Origin of the sequence: Oliverpabstia intestinalis, from assembly GCF_009696065.1 — a bacterium.
In the GTDB taxonomy this organism is placed as follows: Bacteria; Bacillota; Clostridia; order Lachnospirales; family Lachnospiraceae; genus Oliverpabstia; species Oliverpabstia intestinalis.
Map to the genome: position 1 here is coordinate 1 of NZ_VUMS01000037.1, position 17164 is coordinate 17164.

Sequence of the window (17164 nt, forward strand, 5' to 3'; positions counted from 1 at the left end):
GATCTGCTCTGCTAACGGTGGGCTTCCTCCGATGATCAAGCGCCAGAGATACTACGAATCTCTGGGACTGGCTGCATAGGCAGTGATATCTTTGAGATAAATGTGTCAACCAATATTGACAATATCATACAAACCCCTTATGTTATATGCAATCAGAAAATGTATGGGGATTTGAAGGAGATATGTTCGAGAAGTGTGAAAACAGAGTTGATTATCAATGCGGTAGAAAGTGGTGCGAATCCTTTTGGATGTACGGATTATTTGAATCAGAAGAAAGATGTGAGGCAAACAGGAAGTTATGTGTATGAATATGTTGGGACACAGGCATTACATACAAAGACTGTATTGGCAGGAGATACGCTTAGTATAGTAGGATCCTGTAATCTTGATATGAGGAGTGTGTATCTTGATACAGAAATGATGCTGTTTATTGAATGCAAGGAACTCAATGAAACTCTTCGTGAACATACAGAGAAGTTGAAACTGAAAAGTAGGCAAGTTGCTCCGGACGGAACGATTATTGATGGAGAAAATTATCAAATAATAGAACAGAGTGTAGGAAAAAGGATTTTTTATGGAATCCTGCGCATTTTAATTATTCCGTTTCGACATTTGCTATAAAAAGCAGAAATAGTAAATATTATTGATGAATGTGAGAGTTTACTAAAACTGGGAGAACAAAATGAAACAAGAAAAAGTTGGAAGTTTTCTTAAAGAACTTCGAAAAGAAAAGAATATTACACAGGAACAGTTGGCAGAAAGCATGTGATTGATGGCGCGTTTTGGTTTGAGTAGGAAAAACATGGGAAGTTAGCAATAAAACATTACGCGAGTAAACTCGCATAAGATGATTTCCACTTCCCAGACATCTGATTTCCAGATTTCCGGAAGTGCGATTTCATCGCACAAGAATATTCAAATTGTTTTTGGAATTAGGCATTCGTTAAAAAAGGCTGCACACAATTTTGTATGCAGCCGAATCTATATGAAGAGGTGCCTTTTTTCCTCCTTGGCAATGTTATTTTTTGTTATATTTTACATCCAGAAGCGATTGGAAAAGCATCCACGCATGACAGATACAATACCCTGTAGGATCAGGAAAAATCCGATTACCCAGGCCATAGCTGCAATACTTGCAAATGGATGTGTGAATGACAGAAAACCAATCACAGTCAGAAGGATTCCAAGTACTGTAAACCAGCCCCAGCCCTTTACTCCCAGTTTTTGAAGGTCAAAGGAATTAACCAGTTTGGTGATACCTGAAAAAATCAGCCACATTCCTAAAATAAAGGAAATAGTCATTGCTGTAAACCATCCATTTCCCAAAATGAATAAAGACATCAGTACGGTTAGAATGCCGTCAGCAAGAAACCAGCCAGATCCTGCCATATAATCATGACCGGCTGCAAATATCACAATATCTATAATGCCGGAAAACATCATGGCAACTCCAAAGATAATGGGAAGACCATAAAGAATTTTTCCGGGATTCCTCAAACATCCGATCCCGGTTATAATCAGAAAGATTCCGGCTAAAATCCATAATACTCTTGATGTCGTTTTACTCATATCAAAAACCTCTTTTCCGATTGCATTTGGCTTTTAAAACAGGCAGGGGTTTTATTCCCTGCCCGTTTGAGATTAACCTTCGATGGAAATATAATGTGAGTTGTTTTCTACTGCCTTCTGCTCTTTTGGAACAGTAAAGGAAAGAATACCATTTTCAAATTTCGGATGGATGTCTTCTCTCTGAACATTATTTCCTACATAAAAGCTTCTGCTTACATTTCCGGTATAACGCTCGCGGCGGATATATTTTCCTTCCTTATCTTTTTCATCTTTATCCAGACCTTTTGCTGCACTTACAGTTACATAACCGTTTTCAAGCTGGATCTGAATCTCGTCTTTCCTAAATCCAGGAAGATCAATTGCCACTTCGTAAGCGTTGTCTTTTTCCTTCACATCAGTCTTCATGATATGGGGAGCATGTTTTCCATACAATTTTTTATCGATGTCCGGAAAAGCAAAACCATCCATAAAAGCATCAAATAAATTTTCTCCAAAAATACTAGGCATTAACATAAGTCATATCTCCTTTCATGACATAAACTAAAGTTTGCACTATCGGAGAAACCCGAAGTGTTGATTTATGAATATCAGGAAGAAAAATCATATTCTCTTTCTTTGTTCTATGTGTAATATAACATATGAATTAGCACTCGTCAATAGAGAGTGCTAATAATTGTGTGAAGATTTTGTGAACTTTGCGAAATAAAATAATTACTGATATTAGATTCAGCGGAATAGATTCCAGATGTTAATCATTAATTAAGAGGAAACAAAAAAGTCGTTTAAAATTAAATGGTGACGAATTATTAAACTTGTGATAGAATGAAAAAAACATTGAAAGAAGCTGAACTAAATGGATACACAAATTGATATCATATTGCAGGGAGGACAGTTTAAAAAGCTGTTAGAGGAACAGAGCGTTGAATTACGAGAAAAATATGATATGAAAAGAGCAGAACTGGAGATATTATACTTCCTGTCAAAATGCGGAACACATAATACCTCTACGGATATCCACCATCAGTTGATGATGAACCGTGGACATATTTCGCAGGCAGTTGACAGTCTCTGCAGGAGAAATTATCTTATTGCGATACCGGATAAGAATGATAGAAGATATATTCATTATGAAATATCTGATTATGCGAAGGATCTGGTAACAGAAATGACGAAGAGAAGGGAAGCAATGAACGGGATGATTTTAAAAGGTGTGTCGGAAGAAGAATTGAAGGTTTTTCGGGAAGTATCGGAAAAAATCAGGAAAAATATAAATGAATTAATTTAGATGATCAAAAGATGCAAAGTAATGGTTAAGGTGCTTCGCATCTTTTTTAAATTATTTTGGAAACCTATTGACAAGAGAAATACAGGTGATATAATACTTTAAAAATAAATAATTTAAAAATAAAACATGTTTCGCGAGAAACATATTTTTTGCGAAACACGATGGCACTCAACAAGCAAGAGTGCTAACAAAAGAAAGGCAGGTTATTCATATGAAATTAAAACCATTGGGTGACAAAGTAGTTCTTCAGTATCAGGATGTTGAAGAAAAGACAGAATCAGGAATCATTCTGCCAGACAGCGCAAAAGAGAAACCGCAGGAAGCTGTAGTAATTGCAGTTGGTCCGGGAAAATGTAAAGACGGACAGAGGGTTGCCATGCAGGTAAAAGAAGGAGATAAAGTCATTATTTCTGAATACGGCGGCACAGAAGTAAAAATTGGCGACGAAGAATATAAAATTGTAATCCAGGATGACATTCTGGCAATTGTCGAGTAATAGAAACAGTAGAAAGAAGGAAATTATCATGGCAAAAGAGATTAGTTTTGATATTGATGTTCGAAAAAAAATGGAAGCCGGCGTAGACAGACTGGCAAATACAGTAAAAGTAACATTGGGACCAAAAGGAAGAAATGTTGTACTGGATAAATCTTACGGTGCACCATTAATCACAAACGATGGTGTGACCATTGCAAAAGAGATTGAATTGGAAGATCGTTTTGAAAACATGGGTGTACAGCTTGTAAAAGAAGTGGCTACCAAGACAAACGACATTGCAGGAGATGGAACAACAACAGCTACAGTTCTGGCACAGGCACTTGTGAAAGAAGGAATGAAAAATATTGCAGCAGGTGCAAATGCAATCGTTTTAAGAAAAGGAATGAAGACGGCAGCAGATGTAGCTGTGCAGGCGATTGAAGAAATGAGCCAGCCTGTTACAGGTAAGGAACATATTGCAAAAGTAGCTGCAATCTCTTCCGAAAATGAAGAAGTCGGTGAAATGATTGCCGATGCAATGGAAAAAGTCGGAGAGAACGGTGTCATTACGATTGAAGAATCTAAGACCATGAAGACTGAGATTGATTTGGTCGAAGGTATGCAGTTTGAGAATGGATATCTTTCCGGATACATGTGTGATGATAAAGAGAAAATGATCGCCAACATGGAGAATCCTTATATTCTTATGACAGATAAGAAGATTTCTAATATTCAGGACATTCTTCCCATTTTGGAAAATGTAATGAAAGAGAGAAAAGAACTCTTGATTATAGCAGAAGATGTGGAAGGAGAAGCACTTACCACATTGATCGTCAACAGACTGAGAGGCACCTTGAAGGTTGTTGCTGTTAAGGCACCGGGATATGGTGACAGCAGAAAGGCAATGCTTGAAGATATCGCAACACTTACCGGTGGTCAGGTAATCATGGAGGATCTGGGTCTTGAACTGAAAGATATCACGATGGATATGCTTGGCCGTGCAAAATCTGTAAAGGTTACAAAGGAAAATACAACGATCGTAGACGGAGCCGGTAACAAGGAAGATATTGATGCACGTATCACCAGCCTGAAGAGACAGATAGCTGACACAACTTCAGATGTTGATAAAGAGAAACTCATGGATCGTATCGCCAAGATGGGTGGAGGTGTTGCCGTAATCCGTGTCGGCGCGGCAACAGAAACAGAAATGAAGGAAGCTAAATACCGCATGGAAGATGCCATGAACGCAACAAAAGCAGCCGTATCGGAAGGCATTATCTGCGGCGGCGGATCTGCATATATCCATGCACAGAAAAAAGTAGAAGAACTGTTAGCAACTCTGGAGGGTGATGAGAAGACTGGAGCCAGAATCGTAGCAAAGGCATTGGAAGCACCACTTTATACGATTGTGGAGAATGCCGGTCTGGAAGGTCCTGTTATCGTAGATCAGGTAAAGAAGAGTGAACCTGGCATGGGATTTGATGCATCATCAGAAACCTTTGTGGATATGATGAAACAGGGTATTATTGATCCGGTAAAGGTAACAAAGAATGCATTAACGAATGCGGTAAGCGTGGCAGCCACACTTCTAACTACAGAAGCTGCGGTAGCGGACATTAAGGATAATACACCTGCACCACAGTCACAGCCGGAAATGTATTAAAGTGAATAGGTAAAATCAAATAACTGGAGAGCAACAAAATGGGGAGATGGCTGGTACATCTCCTCTTTTTGTTCTCTTTTATTATTTTTATACGAAATGAGGTTCATTATGAAATATGCAGTTATATATCAGTCAAAAAGTGGCAATACACGTTTAATAGCAGAAAAGATCTATGGTGCTTTAAATACAGAGGATAAAACAATTGTAGATATTGATACAGAGCAGGATATGCCTGCGGCGGATGTCTATCTGATCGGGTTTGGAATTCATGGTTATTCCTGCAGCATGGATATCTCAGATGTATTTGAGCAGATTACAGGCGGAAAATATGCAGTGTTCGTTACCTGCGGTTATGTGCCGACAGAACAATATAAAGAAAAGCTTGAAAAAAATCTTGAAGTCTGGTACCCGGACGAGGGAGAGTATCTGGGAATGTTTCTCTGTCAGGGGAATGTGGAGTCAGATAGAAGGAAAATTATGATCAGCCAGATGCCAAGTAAAGAAAAAGAGATGCAGCAGATGTTTCGACTGGGAAATACCCATCCGGATGAAGAAGATCTGGAAAATGCGGTTGATTTTGCCATTAAAATTCAGGCAGAAATTGGGGATTAAATAAGAAAATAACATGTATTGATGTAAATAAAAAGAGAGGAGCGGTTGAAGATGCCAGAGCAGAGAGAAATATTGAATGCAAATGAAATCAGAAAGTTTACAAATGAATTAACCTATCGTCGGTATCTGATGAACAAAGGAAAAATACAGGAACTGTTTCGTAAAATGACACTTCAGGAGTATATTGCTTTGTATACTATAGAATCTGAGAGAGAAAATTCTCCGAATAATAATGGGAGAACGTATTTAAAGGATTTATCAGAAAAGATGCAGCTGACAATACGGCAGACATCAAAAATGGTAGAAAAGCTGAAAGATCGTGGACTGGTACTGTGGTCTTATGAAGGAAGCGGAAGTGAAGGAACATATGTGACTGTTACAGAAACGGGACAGAAACTGTTTAAGGGTCAGGAAATGATTCTGAGAGAATGTTATGGAAAAGTGATCAACAAATTCGGAAAAGATAATTTGATCATGTTATTAAAAATGATGAAACAACTGGATAACCTGATGTGCAGCGAAATAAAAGGGATGGGAGAGGTCGATTCGTATGGGAGAGCTGATGAAGCGGATGAATGATTATGCTGTGCAGAATGAAGCTATCTGCCGGAAAAATGATCATATTGATCCTAGATTGTATGAAGAGTTTGGTGTTAACCGGGGGCTGCGGGATGAAAATGGAAAAGGTGTGCTTACCGGTTTGACTAAGATTTCCCGTATTGTATCATCATGTGTGAAAGATGGAGAAAAAGTACCTTGTGACGGGGAATTGTGGTATCGTGGATATAAGGTAGAAAAATTGATTGGCAATCTTGGAGAAGAACAGCTTGGTTTTGAAAAGATCGCTTATCTTCTGTTGATGGGGGAATTGCCTTCAGAAGATGAAGAAAAAAAGTTCCGGGAAGTGATTGGCACATGCAGAACGCTTCCAACGAACTTTACCAGAGATGTTATTATGAAGGCACCATCTGAGGATATTATGAATTCAATGACAAGAAGTATTCTGACACTGGCTGCTTATGATAAAAAGGCAAAAGACATCAGCGTCAGTAATTCGTTGCGGCAGTGCATCCAACTGATTAGTGAATTTCCACTCCTTGCTGTATATGCATATCATGCCTATAATCATTACGAAAAAAACCAGAGTATGTATATCCATAATCCGGATCCGAAACTGTCTACAGCTGAGAATCTTCTAATGATGCTCAGGCATGATCAGAAATACACACCGGTTGAAGCGAAAGTTCTGGATACTTCATTGATTCTTCATATGGAACATGGCGGCGGAAATAATTCTACTTTTACAACCAGAGTGGTGACCTCTTCCGGTTCAGATACATATTCAACAATTGCTGCCGCTATGTCATCTTTGAAGGGATCGAAGCATGGCGGCGCAAACATAAAAGTTGTGGAGATGATGGATAATATACGGGAAAATGTAAAGGATTTTTCTGATAAAGAAGAAATATCAGCATATCTTATGAAGATAATTGACAAACAGGTATTTGACAAAAAAGGGTTGATTTACGGAATGGGACATGCGGTGTATACATTGTCGGATCCAAGAGAAAGAGTATTTAAAAAATATGTGGAAGCGCTGGCAAGAGAGAAAGGCCGGGAGAGAGATCTCCAGCTCTATGAGAATGTTGAAGTGATTGCACCTAAACTGATTGCAGAAAACAGAAATACTATAAAACGAGTGAGCCCGAATGTGGACTTTTACAGCGGATTTGTATATGACATGCTAGGCATTCCACGTGAATTATATACTGCGATTTTTGCAGTAGCGAGGGTAGTCGGGTGGAGTGCGCATCGTATGGAAGAACTGATCTGCACAGATAAGATTATCCGTCCGGCTTATATGAGTGTTATGGAGGAAAAAGAAAAATGTTAGAAAAACTGGCAGGACCCATTATAGGGGCATTGATTGGATACTGTACTAATTATATCGCTGTCAAAATGCTGTTTTATCCTAAACAGGAAGTCAGAATCTTTGGACGAAAACTTCCTTTTACTCCGGGGGCAATTCCTAAAGGAAAGCCAAGGCTTGCCAGAGCAATCGGAAGTATTGTGGCGGACGATCTTCTAACGGAAGATGATATTAAACAGAAAATGATTTCTTTGGAAACAGAAAATGCTGTTGTGGATCAGATTGTTCAGGGATTATCTGTTGATCTTCATACCTGTGTTTCAAAAGTATGTTCGTCCGAGTTGAATTATGAAGAGATAAAAAACAGATTGATTTCTGAACTGTCCAGCCAGATCCTTGATTCTGTTCAACATATGAATCTGGATAATCTTATTGTTCAGGAAGCCGGAAAAGCTGTTAAAGCCAAAACAAAGGGCTCCATGTTGGAAATGTTTCTGAATGATGAAATGCTTAATTCCCTGATACAGCCTGTTGGAGGAGAAATAGTAAAGTATATTAATGAAAAAGGACCAGATTTTATAAAGGAAGAACTGGAAACTAAAATTGATACGTTAGGAGAACAATCTGTCATAGATCTCTGTAACCATATGAATATTTCGGAAGGAGCCGTTCGAAAAATAGTAGCAGATTTTTATCACAAAGCAATTGATTCTGTCATCGGAAAGCTGATCGGTAATTTGAATATTGCAGAAATTATCGAAGATAAAATCAATGCTATGAATGTAGATAGTCTGGAGAAACTGGTGCTGACTGTGATGAAAAAAGAATTGGATACAATTGTAAATCTTGGGGCTTTAGTAGGTGCAGTTTTAGGAGTTTTAAATATTATTATATAATTTCTTATGTAAAGAAGATAATGATTGTAAACTAAGTTTTCATGGATGAATGAAAAGATATATATGATATAGCACAAATAGGACAAGAGGACAACAGGAATTTACTGTGTAGTTGTGATTGTATTGATGAACACTGTTTGTAAGAGATAACCTCCAGTTTATCTGTTTCTTAAAATGACAATATCATGGAATAAATACAACATAATGAGAACATGTTACCTTCGTATGATTCGATTCATACGGAGGTTTTCTTTTGCCCATTTTTCTCATCTTGACTTTTTTTAACTGAAACATGTTGTATAAGCCCCTCTGAAACTTTGGATATATAGAGGGACATTTATATCCGCGAGCAACGGGCCAAGCGGACATGCTTGCATGCCCATTTGGCGACTGCCGCGAGAGCCAAATGCCCCGTCACTTGCGGGAGTATTTGGCATGTCGCCTCCAAAATAATGAAATGTGAGGTAATGACATATGTCAGAGAAAAGATGTTATACAGTAAAAGAGTTACAGGAAATTTTTGGAGTCAGCAGACCGACAATATATAACCTTCTGAAGAAAAATGAGTTCCGGTGGATCCAGCTGGATGGCGGAAAGTACTGTATTTCCCAAAAGAGCTTTGATGACTGGCTGGATAAGCTGCCGGAATCTTCCAACTAATCTCCTATCCGGATGAAAAATCGACTCTCCGCTCCGCTTCGGTCGGTGCTAAACGAATGCCACTGGCATTCAGCACCCTAAATTTTTTTGAAAAAGTGCGGTATGGTATGGGAAGAAGGAGGAATATTTGAATGTGCTGTAGCAGATGCTCTTCATAAGAAGGGATATCAGTTATATTTCTATAAAAATGAGACAACGAAAAAAGAAATTGATGTAATCATTCAAAAAGATGGAAAAGTAGTTCCTATTGATGTCAAGAGTGGAAATACACGTGCAAATTCACTAAAGTCAATCATGAAAAATAATAAAGATATAAGTTATGGATACAAGTTCATAGATGGGAATGTAGGAACCAGCGAAGAGGGAATAATCACATTACCGCTCTATATGATCGCTTTCTTTGATAAAGTATCAGAATAACTGTAGACAAACTTAGTGTTGGGTGTTATGCTTAGCACCAAGTTTCAAAAGGAATGAATATAAAGACTATTGAAAACAATTGGTCAACCGTTATAAAAGGACAATAAACAAATCGGAATTCAGATAGGAGTTTTCAGAATGAAAAATGATATTTTATTGAAATATAGAATGTTAAATGCAGAAGAAGTTAATCGAGAGATGTCAGATACTTATGTCATTGATGTGCAGGATCCAGGAAATGCGTTGGATGCGCTGATGTTTGTACTTGGATTGATGCAGAAAAATGTTCCAGGAATTAAATAGTTGATCTTGTTGTCGAAGATATTCGGAGATGGGGAGGTAGCATGGGATTATTCAAAAAGAAAATCGTGAAAAAAACATATGACCGAGAACATATGAAACCTGTTATTCGTGTAAGCATTTGTACCGGAGAAAAAGTAGCAGGGTTCAAAGACATACGGACCGGAAAAATCGAGGAGATCATGCTGATCAGGTCGCCGGAGGACCTAGAAAGATTCAAAGAGATATATGAGATAACAGAGGAAATTGCAAAAGAATATTAGACATTACAGAAGAAGTAACAGAGCGGATTGTGAGGTGACGGATATGCTGAAAAACGTACTGATTGTGGTAGATGATATAGAAAAATCTATAGAGTTTTATAAGGACTTATTTGGGCTGCAAGTGATTCTTCAGAATGAAGGTAATGTGATCTTATCGGAGGGACTTGTTTTGCAGGACGCCGACGTATGGGGGAAAACATTGAATGAAACTTCTACGCCATTCAATAACATGATGGAATTGTATTTCGAGGATTTTGATATAGATGGATTGCTTGCAAAGTACGAATCTGGTAAGTATTTCGTCCGATATGCCACTGAATTAACAGAACTTGCAGGTGGGCAGAAGCTTGTAAGACTGTATGATCCGAGTGGTAATCTCATCGAGGTTCGCACTCCGTTTATGTGTAATTAAGGGAGAAGATATGCAGATTTTTGTTGATGCAGATGCCTGTCCGGTAGTTGGTATTGTTGAAGAAGTTGCAAAAGAGCACAGTGTTCCTGTAACGTTGTTGTGTGATACCAATCATGTGTTGTCTTCGGATTACAGTGAGGTGATTGTAGTTGGAGCCGGAGCAGATGCAGTGGATTATAAACTGATCAGTATTTGTCATAAAGGCGATATTGTTGTATCACAGGACTACGGTGTGGCTGCAATGGCATTAGGAAAAGGGCTCACAAGGTCCAGTGGACCTTGGATTTGAGCCGACCGAAGCGGAGCGTAGACCATATGCGATTCATCAATCCGGGAAATGGTATACGAATGAGAATATTGACCAGATGCTTATGGAGCGTCACTTGAATAAGAAAGCACGAAGGGTATCCGGAAAGAATCATTTAAAAGGACCACGAAAACGAACAGCAGAAGATGATGAGCATTTCAGAGCGTCTTTTGAAAAAATGATACATATGGCGATGGACAAGGAGAATTAATTTGAATATACAGATTTTTGGAACAAAGAAGTGCAATGATACAAAGAAAGCAGAGCGTTTCTTTAAAGAACGTGGGATTAAGTTTCAGTTTATTGATATGAAAGAAAAGGGCATGAGTAAAGGCGAATTTAATTCAGTTGCCCAGGCAAATGGCGGACTGGAAAATATGATCAACTGGGAGGGCAAGGATAAGGATCTGCTTGCGCTCATTAAGTACATTGCAGAGGAAGATAAACTTGAGAAGGTGCTGGAAAACCCGCAGGTGATTAAGACACCGGTGGTTCGTAATGGAAAACAATCCACTCTTGGATATCAGCCGGATATCTGGAAGGCGTGGAAGTAAGAGTGGCGTTGTTCCTTCCGGTCTGATGGAAAATGGATCAATGTAAATGAACTTCTGCAGGTATTTGGCGGAGGTGGACATGCTGCGACAGCAGGTGTGCGCAAGCGGACGAATGATGTTGAAAAATTCAGGCAGGAAATACTTGAGCGGATTGTTATGATGAGAAAGATTTCCGGTCAGGATAAATAAGAATTAGAAACAGAAGACAGGAGAATCGGGAGGTGTAGAATGATGGAAAAGGAAAGGACCTATATTGCAATAGATCTTAAGTCATTCTATGCGTCTGTGGAATGTAAAGAACGAAATCGGGATCCTTTGACAACCAATCTTGTGGTTGCAGATAAAAGCAGAACAGAAAAAACGATCTGTCTTGCGGTATCTCCAGCATTAAAGTGTTATGGGATACCCGGAAGGGCTCGTTTATTTGAGGTTGTTCAAAAAGTAAAAGAAGCCAACAGCGCCCGCAGGTGGAAAGCACCGAACAGAAGATTTAGTGGTTCTTCTGATGACAGTACAGAATTAAATAGCAATCCTGCACTGGAAATTGATTATATTGTTGCTCCACCCCGGATGGCTCTCTATCTGGAATACAGCACCAGAATTTACAGAATATATCTGAAATATATTGCGCCGGAAGATATTTTCCCTTATTCGATCGACGAAGTATTTATGGATGTAACGGATTATCTGCATACCTATAATATGACAGCAAGAGAACTTGCCATGACCATGATACAGGATGTGCTGAAAACGACAGGTATAACAGCAACTGCAGGAATCGGAACAAATATGTATCTGTGTAAGATTGCGATGGATATTGTGGCGAAGCACATTAAAGCAGATAAAGATGGTGTACGAATTGCGGAGCTGGATGAAATGTCATACCGAAGGAAACTCTGGAGCCACAGACCACTTACTGATTTCTGGAGAATCGGAAAGGGATATGCAAAGAAGCTGGAAGAATACGGGCTTTATACAATGGGCGATATTGCAAGATGTTCCATCGGAAAAGAGAATGAATTATACAACGAAGATCTGTTATATAAGCTGTTTGGCGTTAATGCAGAGCTGCTGATCGATCATGCCTGGGGATATGAGCCCTGTACTATGGAAATGATCAAGGCTTATAAACCGGAAACGAACAGTGTTTGTTCCGGGCAGGTACTTCATTGTCCCTATGACTTTGAAAAAGCAAAATTAGTCGTCAAAGAGATGACGGACCAGATGGTTTTGGGTTTGGTGGATAAGAAGCTTGTGACGGATCAGATCGTGTTGACAGTTGGTTATGATATTGAGAATCTGAACAATCCTGACCGGAGAAAGAAATACCATGGAGAGATTACTATCGACCGTTATGGAAGAAGAATTCCGAAACACGCACATGGAACGACCAATCTGAAACGGCAGACGTCCTCAACAAAACTGATAACGGATGCAGTAATAGAGCTATATGACAGAATCGTTGACAGAAACCTGCTTATCAGAAGAATCAATATCACAGCGAACAGGCTTGTGGATGAAAATTCTGTAAAGAAAGAAGAAGTGTATGAGCAGCTGGATCTTTTTGCGGATTATGAGGCGCAAAGGAAAAAGCAGGAAGAGGAAGAGGCTGCGCTGGATCGCGAAAAACGTATGCAGGAAGCAATGCTCTGTATCAAAAAGAAATTTGGGAAAAACGCTGTACTGAAGGGAATGAATCTTCAGAAAGGTGCAACCGCCAAGGACAGAAATGAACAAATTGGTGGACATAAGGCGTAAAGGAGTTGGAAGAAGATGAAAAATAATTCTTATGAAGATATCATCAATTTGCCACATCCGGTCTCTAAGAATCATCCGCAAATGCCACTTCGGGATCGGGCAGCGCAGTTTGCTCCTTTTGCAGCCTTGACCGGGCATGATGCTGCGATAAAAGAAACAGCAAGATTAACCGATGAAAGATTGGAACTGAGTGAGGAAGTGATTGCTCAGCTGAACGAAAAAATCAATATAATCAGAAATAATATCGGTATAGAACAGAAGGTATCGATAACTTATTTTATTCCCGATGCAAAAAAAGCCGGCGGATCCTATGTTACGTATTCTGGTATTGTAAAAAAGATAGATGAATATGAGCATACCATAATCATGACAGATCAAACGGTCATTCCAATCGAACAGATAAGTGATATTAAATGTGAAGAGTGGTAAATGTAAAAACAGATGCAGAGAATATAGAATGTTTCACTAGAAAAAGTTGAGACAAAAAGTGGAGGTGACCACGATGGCTTCTTTTGATCAGAAGCTCCGTACGTTATATCTGATGGAAATCCTGCTGGAACGTACCGATGATGAACACATGTTAAATGCATCGGAGTTGTGCACAATTCTGGATCAGGAATATGGGATCAGTACGGACCGAAGAACAATTTATACAGAGATGGAGATTCTTGAAAAATTCTGACTGTATGTCCAGCAGAAGAAAGGCAAATGCCCAGGCTATTATATTGGTGCCAGTTAAGGGGATATGTCCGTATTTAATGAATGCACATTGACAAGTATCTATGCGTATGATAATTTAATACATAGACAAATGTCTATGTGAGGTGGCAAAAATGAATACAAGAGATATGATACTAATATGCAAAGCATTATCGGATACAAAAAGGCTGGAGATTGTTCAGATGCTGTCAGACGGAGAAAAATGTGGATGTAAGATTCTGGATAAATTCAATATCACGCAGCCTACTTTATCACATCACATGAAAATATTGGTCGACTGTGGGCTTGTAAATGATCGTAAGGAAGGCAAGTGGCATCATTATTCTCTGAATAAAAAAGTAATAAGAGAGGCAAGTTCATTTGTTGAAGCTTTGGGAAGGTAGGAAATGGAAATGAAAGAAGAATGTATTATATGTAAAGCACCACTTATATATCTTGAAAAAGATGAAATGATGGAGTGCGTGTTATGCCATAAAAAGGAATTAAGCAAGACTAGATGCGAGCAGGGCCATTATGTATGTAATGAATGCCATACAAAAGGAATGGATGTAATTATAGAAATATGTCTTAGTGAAACATCTAAGAATCCGATAGAAATTATAAGAAAAATGATGGAACAGCCATTCTGCCATATGCATGGACCAGAGCATCATGTTATGGTTGGTTCAGCGCTTCTTACCGCATATAAAAATGCAGGTGGTGAGATTGATTTGCCAGTAGCTCTGCTTGAAATGATGAATAGAGGAAAAGCTGTTCCAGGCGGGGCATGTGGATTTTGGGGTGCTTGTGGTGCTGGAATTAGTACAGGAATGTTTATATCAATAATTTCAGGAGCGACTCCACTTAAAAATGAACCTTGGAGTCTGGCTAATAAAATGACTTCCAAGGCACTTGACGCAATCGGGAGCATTGGTGGACCAAGATGTTGTAAAAGAGATTCTTATATGGCCATAATCTCAGCGATTGACTATGTGGCAGAGAATTTTAATATACAAATGGAAAAGCCTGTTATAAAGTGCATTCATTCTGATAAGAACAACCAATGTATTAAGGAGAGGTGCCCATTTCATGAATAAGAAAAAAGTCGCATTTATCTGTGTTCATAATTCCTGCCGTAGTCAGATAGCAGAGGCATTGGGAAAACATCTGGCATCAGATATATTTGAAAGCTATTCGGCCGGAACAGAGACAAAGCCTCAGATTAATCAGGATGCCGTTCGTATCATGAAAGAGATTTATGGAATAGACATGGAAGCAAATGGTCAGCACAGTAAGCTGATTACTGATATCCCAGATGTTGATATTGCAATATCCATGGGATGCAATGTGGGATGTCCTTTTATTGGAAGGGCGTTTGATGATAACTGGGGACTTGATGATCCAACGGGGAAATCAGATGATGATTTCAAGGCTGTGATACAGCGGATTGAGGAGAATATCATGGAGCTAAAGAAAATGTTGAGTGAAAGTTAAAGTGGAGTTTTGCGTGAGCAAACATTAGAAAATACAGATGGTTAAGGTGGTGATCAATGTGGTCATCACTTTTTCTATTTCTGAAAAGAGGTGATTTACAAAATGAAAACCTGGAAGCTGATCGTGTTGATGCTCTGTTGCAGTATGATTGGTGTATGTGAGAAGTATCTCTATGATTACTTTGCTCATTCTGTGGAAAACAAAGAAGACTATGCGAATTTTATAGACATTGGTTTCTCGGATGATACAAAAATGATCCGGAAAGTTCACAAAGTTTGTTAAGCATAATGTAGACGACGTGCTATAATTACTGACAGTAGACATCAGAAAAGAAGGGACGAAATATGCAAATCAGTTTATTATTAATGGAAGAGATTGCAAAGCTTTTTGCGATCATGCTTATGGGATATGCGGTTGTAAAAGCTGGACTTATGAAGTCATCAGAGAGTAAAAGCATATGCTTATTATAAAAGAGTCAGCATAGATAAAAAACAATTCATGCAGAGAAAATATAAAGACAGAATTCTCAAAATTCGAGAAATATAAAGATGCAATTCCTCATGGTAGATGTGTATTGTGAAAAATAAATTTGTTATAGTGACAATATCAACAAAAAACAGAATATAGATGGGGTGATCAGATGGAAGCAGCACAGAGAATTCGATTAATCCGGATTATAGAAAAGATGGAGAAAAATCCGGCATTCAATAATAAGCTTGGAATAAAGAACACATCTGAATATTTATCAGAAAAAGAACAGAAAAAATGAAAGACACATATCAGAATGAGTTTCAGAAGGAGTAAAAAATGTTATCGTTATTATTTGCAATTTGTATGATTTGGTTTGTAGGAAAATTTTTTGTTTTTGGGTTAAGAGCATCCTGGGGAATTATGAAACTACTTTTAACAGTTATTTTCTTCCCGCTGATATTGATTGGTATGGTTATAGGTGGACTGATGTACATTGCTTTTCCATTGTTGATTGTCGGTGGCATTATAGCATTGGTGACGTCACACTCATAATCGATCAGGAGGAAGAAAACGAATGGGATATGATATTGAAAAAGAAAAAAGAGAAGCAATTGAAGCTGGGCGTAGGGCTTTGAACAGTCTTCAGACAGCAAAAGAAAATCTAAACAGTGCAAAGAACTGGGGACTGGTAGATATGTTTGGTGGTGGCTTTTTCACTACGATGTTAAAACATTCTAAAATGGATCAGGCGAAGCAGAATATGGAGCAGGCAAAGTATGATCTCCGTAATTTCAGCAGGAAATTAAATGATGTAAATATGGCATGTAACTTGAATATCGATACTGGAGATTTCCTTTCTTTTGCGGATTATTTCTTTGATGGCTTTGTTGTGGACTGGGTGGTCCAGGATCGAATCAATAATGCAAAAAGACAGGTAGAAGAAGCAATTCGAAGAACAGAAAGTATAGTCAATCAATTACAGCGTATGTAAAGGAAAAGGCAATGAGTCAGAAATGGTTCATTGCCTTTCTTGGCATTATGGATTATTTTAATGAGGCTGTAAAAAATCTTGTGTCTTTGGAAAGTGAATCTTTCTGATAAGAAATAGATATGTAAGGTTTTGCTGTCGAATTTATGATTATGTTGTTGTCGAATTTATCTTTCTATTTATAGTATAACCATCTGATAAGATTTTATACATCCGTTTTGATTTTTTTGCATAACAAATAAGACATTGTATTGATTGCTTTTTTCGTGGGCGCTGCCCACACCCGACCTCTGGAATAGAGTAGGGAAATTCTGGCAATAATACAGATGCCGACGGAATAGAAAGGAAGCGGGAATGGTCAGCTTTGGAGCAAATCCATTCCTGCTTTTCTTTTCTCTACAGATAGTTGGTAAGCCGTTCTCCATATAGGACAATCAACTGATTCAACACTTGATCCCAGTTTCGATA

General features: G+C 38.5%; 28 protein-coding genes and 1 pseudogene. 27 read left to right on the top strand and 2 right to left on the bottom strand.

The window, feature by feature from the left end:
• Positions 1–102 precede the first annotated feature (102 nt).
• Positions 103–621 carry a phospholipase D-like domain-containing protein gene (locus tag FYJ57_RS13425; protein WP_154433054.1) on the top strand — a complete coding sequence of 173 codons (519 nt, stop codon included), beginning with the start codon at positions 103–105 and terminating at the stop codon, positions 619–621.
• A 414-nt stretch (positions 622–1035) separates the two neighbouring features.
• Here FYJ57_RS13425 and FYJ57_RS13435 read toward each other — a convergent pair whose 3' ends face one another.
• On the bottom strand, positions 1036–1569 hold the full coding sequence (locus FYJ57_RS13435; RefSeq protein WP_154433055.1) for an HdeD family acid-resistance protein: 534 nt from the start codon (positions 1567–1569) through the stop codon (positions 1036–1038).
• A gap of 72 nt (positions 1570–1641) precedes the next feature.
• On the bottom strand, positions 1642–2082 hold the full coding sequence (locus FYJ57_RS13440) for an Hsp20/alpha crystallin family protein (RefSeq protein WP_154433056.1): 441 nt from the start codon (positions 2080–2082) through the stop codon (positions 1642–1644).
• 340 nt (positions 2083–2422) lie between these two features.
• Between FYJ57_RS13440 and FYJ57_RS13445 the strand changes: the two genes are divergently transcribed.
• The 26 genes and pseudogenes from FYJ57_RS13445 to FYJ57_RS13555 all read left to right on the top strand — a co-directional run bounded on the left by FYJ57_RS13445 (position 2423) and on the right by FYJ57_RS13555 (position 16699).
• On the top strand, positions 2423–2854 hold the full coding sequence (locus tag FYJ57_RS13445; RefSeq protein ID WP_154433057.1) for a MarR family winged helix-turn-helix transcriptional regulator: 432 nt from the start codon (positions 2423–2425) through the stop codon (positions 2852–2854).
• A gap of 211 nt (positions 2855–3065) precedes the next feature.
• Positions 3066–3350, top strand: coding sequence for a co-chaperone GroES (locus FYJ57_RS13450; protein WP_154433058.1), 285 nt, complete (start codon positions 3066–3068; stop codon positions 3348–3350).
• Between the two features lie 28 nt (positions 3351–3378).
• Entirely contained in the window at positions 3379–4992 is a 1614-nt protein-coding gene (gene groL, locus FYJ57_RS13455) for a chaperonin GroEL (RefSeq protein WP_154433059.1), read from the top strand.
• A 108-nt stretch (positions 4993–5100) separates the two neighbouring features.
• Positions 5101–5604, top strand: a complete 504-nt coding sequence (locus FYJ57_RS13460) for a flavodoxin family protein (RefSeq protein ID WP_205839993.1) — start codon at positions 5101–5103, stop codon at positions 5602–5604.
• A 51-nt stretch (positions 5605–5655) separates the two neighbouring features.
• Positions 5656–6183: a winged helix DNA-binding protein gene (locus tag FYJ57_RS13465; protein ID WP_154433061.1), complete on the top strand. Its 528-nt coding sequence runs from the start codon at positions 5656–5658 to the stop codon at positions 6181–6183.
• Positions 6167–7498: a citrate/2-methylcitrate synthase gene (locus FYJ57_RS13470; protein WP_154433072.1), complete on the top strand. Its 1332-nt coding sequence runs from the start codon at positions 6167–6169 to the stop codon at positions 7496–7498. The genes FYJ57_RS13465 and FYJ57_RS13470 overlap by 17 nt, the downstream gene beginning before the upstream one ends.
• Positions 7492–8370: a DUF445 domain-containing protein gene (locus tag FYJ57_RS13475; RefSeq protein ID WP_154433062.1), complete on the top strand. Its 879-nt coding sequence runs from the start codon at positions 7492–7494 to the stop codon at positions 8368–8370. The genes FYJ57_RS13470 and FYJ57_RS13475 overlap by 7 nt, the downstream gene beginning before the upstream one ends.
• 474 nt (positions 8371–8844) lie before the next feature.
• Positions 8845–9030: a helix-turn-helix domain-containing protein gene (locus tag FYJ57_RS13480; RefSeq protein ID WP_154433063.1), complete on the top strand. Its 186-nt coding sequence runs from the start codon at positions 8845–8847 to the stop codon at positions 9028–9030.
• Positions 9031–9132: 102 nt separating this feature from the next.
• Complete coding sequence (locus FYJ57_RS13485; RefSeq protein ID WP_235904587.1) at positions 9133–9450, top strand: DUF4143 domain-containing protein; 318 nt, start codon at positions 9133–9135, stop codon at positions 9448–9450.
• A 138-nt stretch (positions 9451–9588) separates the two neighbouring features.
• The gene (locus tag FYJ57_RS15160; protein WP_205839996.1) at positions 9589–9753 is read left to right on the top strand and encodes a hypothetical protein; all 165 of its coding nucleotides are present in this window, start codon (positions 9589–9591) and stop codon (positions 9751–9753) included.
• A gap of 41 nt (positions 9754–9794) precedes the next feature.
• Positions 9795–10013: an aspartate dehydrogenase gene (locus tag FYJ57_RS13490; RefSeq protein ID WP_154433064.1), complete on the top strand. Its 219-nt coding sequence runs from the start codon at positions 9795–9797 to the stop codon at positions 10011–10013.
• A 43-nt stretch (positions 10014–10056) separates the two neighbouring features.
• Positions 10057–10425 carry a VOC family protein gene (locus tag FYJ57_RS13495; RefSeq protein ID WP_154433065.1) on the top strand — a complete coding sequence of 123 codons (369 nt, stop codon included), beginning with the start codon at positions 10057–10059 and terminating at the stop codon, positions 10423–10425.
• Between the two features lie 10 nt (positions 10426–10435).
• Positions 10436–10943: pseudogene (locus FYJ57_RS16390) on the top strand (YaiI/YqxD family protein).
• Between the two features lies 1 nt (position 10944).
• On the top strand, positions 10945–11286 hold the full coding sequence (locus FYJ57_RS13505; protein WP_118039893.1) for an arsenate reductase family protein: 342 nt from the start codon (positions 10945–10947) through the stop codon (positions 11284–11286).
• A gap of 54 nt (positions 11287–11340) precedes the next feature.
• Positions 11341–11475, top strand: coding sequence for a hypothetical protein (locus FYJ57_RS16610; RefSeq protein ID WP_408636485.1), 135 nt, complete (start codon positions 11341–11343; stop codon positions 11473–11475).
• 42 nt (positions 11476–11517) lie between these two features.
• Positions 11518–13044 (top strand): Y-family DNA polymerase, encoded by a 1527-nt coding sequence (locus FYJ57_RS13510; RefSeq protein ID WP_154433073.1) that lies wholly within the window; start codon positions 11518–11520, stop codon positions 13042–13044.
• A gap of 15 nt (positions 13045–13059) precedes the next feature.
• The gene (locus tag FYJ57_RS13515; protein WP_154433066.1) at positions 13060–13473 is read left to right on the top strand and encodes a hypothetical protein; all 414 of its coding nucleotides are present in this window, start codon (positions 13060–13062) and stop codon (positions 13471–13473) included.
• 73 nt (positions 13474–13546) lie between these two features.
• On the top strand, positions 13547–13726 hold the full coding sequence (locus FYJ57_RS13520; protein WP_205839994.1) for a hypothetical protein: 180 nt from the start codon (positions 13547–13549) through the stop codon (positions 13724–13726).
• Between the two features lie 151 nt (positions 13727–13877).
• Positions 13878–14147: an ArsR/SmtB family transcription factor gene (locus FYJ57_RS13525; protein ID WP_154433067.1), complete on the top strand. Its 270-nt coding sequence runs from the start codon at positions 13878–13880 to the stop codon at positions 14145–14147.
• A 3-nt stretch (positions 14148–14150) separates the two neighbouring features.
• Positions 14151–14840 (top strand): DUF5714 domain-containing protein, encoded by a 690-nt coding sequence (locus FYJ57_RS13530; RefSeq protein ID WP_205839995.1) that lies wholly within the window; start codon positions 14151–14153, stop codon positions 14838–14840.
• A complete protein-coding gene (locus FYJ57_RS13535; protein ID WP_154433068.1) occupies positions 14833–15237 on the top strand; it encodes an arsenate reductase ArsC in 405 nt (134 codons plus the stop codon). The genes FYJ57_RS13530 and FYJ57_RS13535 overlap by 8 nt, the downstream gene beginning before the upstream one ends.
• A 102-nt stretch (positions 15238–15339) precedes the next feature.
• Positions 15340–15519 (top strand): hypothetical protein, encoded by a 180-nt coding sequence (locus FYJ57_RS13540; RefSeq protein ID WP_154433069.1) that lies wholly within the window; start codon positions 15340–15342, stop codon positions 15517–15519.
• Between the two features lie 62 nt (positions 15520–15581).
• The gene (locus FYJ57_RS13545; protein ID WP_331466670.1) at positions 15582–15707 is read left to right on the top strand and encodes a hypothetical protein; all 126 of its coding nucleotides are present in this window, start codon (positions 15582–15584) and stop codon (positions 15705–15707) included.
• 170 nt (positions 15708–15877) lie between these two features.
• Positions 15878–16006 (top strand): hypothetical protein, encoded by a 129-nt coding sequence (locus FYJ57_RS15670; RefSeq protein WP_262525290.1) that lies wholly within the window; start codon positions 15878–15880, stop codon positions 16004–16006.
• 38 nt (positions 16007–16044) lie between these two features.
• Positions 16045–16260 carry a hypothetical protein gene (locus FYJ57_RS13550; RefSeq protein WP_154433070.1) on the top strand — a complete coding sequence of 72 codons (216 nt, stop codon included), beginning with the start codon at positions 16045–16047 and terminating at the stop codon, positions 16258–16260.
• 22 nt (positions 16261–16282) lie between these two features.
• Positions 16283–16699 carry a hypothetical protein gene (locus tag FYJ57_RS13555; RefSeq protein WP_154433071.1) on the top strand — a complete coding sequence of 139 codons (417 nt, stop codon included), beginning with the start codon at positions 16283–16285 and terminating at the stop codon, positions 16697–16699.
• Positions 16700–17164 lie beyond the last annotated feature (465 nt).